Here is a 3002-nt window from a genome sequence, read left to right as displayed (position 1 = left end):
ACTCCGCGAGGCGCGCTGCGAACACCGGGCTGGACTCCGCCAACTCCCGCCCCATGCCCAGCCACTGCGACCCCTGACCCGCAAAGGCGAACACCGTCCGCACATCGGGCTTGACCACGCCCGAGACGACGACACCGCTGGGCGCCCCATCGGCCACGCTCTCCAGACCGGCCACCAGCTCGCCGCGGTCGCCGCCCACCACCACGGCACGGTGCTCGAAGGCCGCCCGCGTGGTCGCCAACGACCACGCCACATCCACCGGCTCCAACTCCGGCCGTACCGAAACCCACTCGCGCAACCCGCCCGCCTGCGCCGACAGGCCCTCCGCCGAACGCCCCGACACCAGCCACGCACCGGCACCCGACACCACGGGAGGCGCAGCACCGGCTCCGCCCGCATCCGCCGACCCGGCCGCGCCGTCCTCCGGCACGCCCTGCGCTTCGTCCCCGGACCCGGCGTCCTCGGCGGGAGCCTCCTCCAGGATGAGGTGGGCGTTCGTACCACTGCCGCCGAACGACGACACACCGGCACGGCGCAGGCGTTCCCCGGCCGGCCACGGCACCGGCTCCGACAGCAGCTCCACCTCACCGGAGGCCCAGTCCACGTGCGGTGAGGGCTCGTTGACATGCAGCGTCCGCGGCAGCTCTCCGTGCTGCATCGCAAGGACCATCTTGATCACGCCTGCCACACCGGAAGCCGCCTGGGTGTGCCCGATGTTCGACTTCACCGAGCCGAGCCACAGCGGCTGTCCCCCGCTGCGCTCCTGGCCGTAGGTCGCAAGGAGGGCCTGGGCCTCGATGGGGTCGCCCAGCTTGGTGCCCGTACCGTGCGCTTCCACCGCGTCCACGTCGGCGGCCGACAGCCGGGAGTTCTCCAGCGCGGCACGGATCACGCGCTGCTGGGACGGACCGTTGGGGGCGGTCAGGCCGTTGGACGCGCCGTCTTGGTTGATCGCGCTGCCGCGGATGACCGCCAGCACCTTGTGCCCGTTGCGCCGCGCGTCGGACAGCCGCTCCACGACGACCATGCCCGTGCCCTCGGCCCAGCCGGTCCCGTTGGCGTCGTCGGAGAACGCGCGGCAGCGTCCGTCCACCGACAGGCCCTGCTGCTTGGAGAACTCCACGAACATGCCCGGCTGCGCCAGGATCGTCACGCCACCGGCCAGTGCCATCGAGCACTCCCCGGCGCGGATCGCCTGGCAGGCCAGGTGCAGCGCCACCAGAGACGACGAACACGCCGTGTCCACCGTCAGCGCCGGACCCTCCAGGCCCAGCACGTACGACACTCGGCCCGACAGCACGGCGGTCAGGTTGCCGGTCATCATGTGACCCTCAAGCCTGTCCGTGCCCCCCTCCGACAGTTCCAGGTTCACTATGTAATTCGACGTGAAACCGCCGACGAATACGCCGGTCTTGCTGCCGCGCAACGTCCCCGCGTCGATCCCCGCCCGCTCCAGGGCCTCCCATGAAACCTCAAGGAGCAGCCGCTGCTGCGGGTCCATCGCCAGCGCCTCACGCGGACTGATCCCAAAGAAACCCGCATCGAAGCCGCTCGCATCCCGCACGAAAGCACCCGACTGCGTGTACGACCTACCGGACTTCTCCGGATCCGGATCGTAGACACTCTCCAGGTCCCACCCGCGGTCGGTCGGGAACTCGCCCACCCCGTCGCCGCCCGTCGACAGCAGATCCCAGAAATCCTCCGGGCTCTCCACACTGCCCGGATACCGGCACGCCATCCCGACGATCGCCAGCGGCTCGTAGTCGCCGGCCTCCAGCTTGTGCAGGCGCTTCCGCGTCTCCTGGAGCTCGGCTGCAGTCTTCTTGAGATAGGCGAAGAGTTTCTCTTGGTTATCCACAGGGACCCCTTACTAAAGCGTGCCGTCAATAAGTCCGAAGCAACTAGTTGGACAGGCCAAGTTCCTTGTCCAGAAACTCAAACACCTCGTCGGGAGTTGCCGACTGGAGTTCGACCTCTTCACTCTCGGACTCCGCTCCGCCCTGTTTCTCGATCCACTGGGACAGAATTTTCTGCAGCCGCCTCGTGATGCTTTCGCCTATTTCCTGGTCGGGCGCGGAACTCGACAGGCTGGATTCGAGCCGGTCGAGGTCATCGAGTATCGGCACCGAAACCGCTTCGTCCTCGATGAGTTCAGTACGCAGCCAGGTGGCCACCGCCACGGGGGTGGGGTAGTCGAAAATCAACGTAGCTGGCACCCGCAGCCCAGTAGCAGCGTTCAACCTGTTTCGGACCTCGACCGCCGTCAGCGAATCGAAGCCCAGGTCCTTGAACGCCTGCTGGGCCTGCACCGCCTCCAGCGAGGGATGTCCGAGCACCACGGCCGCCTCGGCCCGCACCAGATCCGTCAGCACCCGCTCCTGCTCGGCCCGGTCCATCCCGGCCAGACGCCGGCCCAGGTCTCCTTCACCAGGCGCGGCATCTGCAGGTCCGGCGCCGACGGCGGCCAGTTGACGGACCTCCGGCAGGTCCCGCACCAGCGGACTCTGCGACAGGCCCACCGCAGTCGCCGCCAACTGGGCCCAGTCCACGTCCATCACCGTCACGACGGCATCGGGACCCTGCAGCGACTCACCCAACGCCCGTACCGCCAGCTGCGGATCCATCGCCGGCATCGGGAGCCGCTTCATCCGCGACCGGATCGCCTCCTTGGACTCCGCCAGGCCGCCTCCGCCCCACAGGCCCCAGGCCACCGACAGACCGGCCAGGCCACGGGCCCGCCGATTCTCGGCCACGGCGTCCAGGTACGCGTTCGCGGCCGCGTAGTTGCCCTGCCCCGCAGAGCCCAACGTCGATGCCGCGGAGGAGAACAGTACGAACGCGTCAAGGTCCAGGTCCGCGGTCAGCTCGTCCAGGTGGGCGGCGCTCGCGGCCTTGGCCGCCAGCACCGTCTCCAGACGCGGCGCGGAGAGGCGGTCCACCACGCCGTCGTCCAGAACACCCGCGGTGTGCATCACCGCCGACAGCGCGGGGCCGCTGCGCCC

2 protein-coding genes are annotated in these 3002 nt (G+C 69.3%); both read right to left on the bottom strand.

Going from position 1 to position 3002, the window contains the following annotated elements; all coding sequences use genetic code 11:
* The coding region (locus tag AB0I10_RS40865) for a type I polyketide synthase (RefSeq protein ID WP_363157810.1) at window positions 1-1858 on the bottom strand (1858 nt) is incomplete at its 3' end.
* 43 nt (window positions 1859-1901) lie between these two features.
* Window positions 1902-3002: beta-ketoacyl reductase (locus AB0I10_RS40860; RefSeq protein ID WP_363157809.1), on the bottom strand; the 1101-nt coding region annotated here is incomplete at its 5' end.

Origin of the sequence: Streptomyces sp. NPDC050636, assembly GCF_040654775.1 — a bacterium.
In the GTDB taxonomy this organism is placed as follows: domain Bacteria; phylum Actinomycetota; class Actinomycetes; order Streptomycetales; family Streptomycetaceae; genus Streptomyces.
Note: the sequence above shows the minus strand (reverse complement) of the source record. Positions and strands in the feature narration are given on the sequence as shown.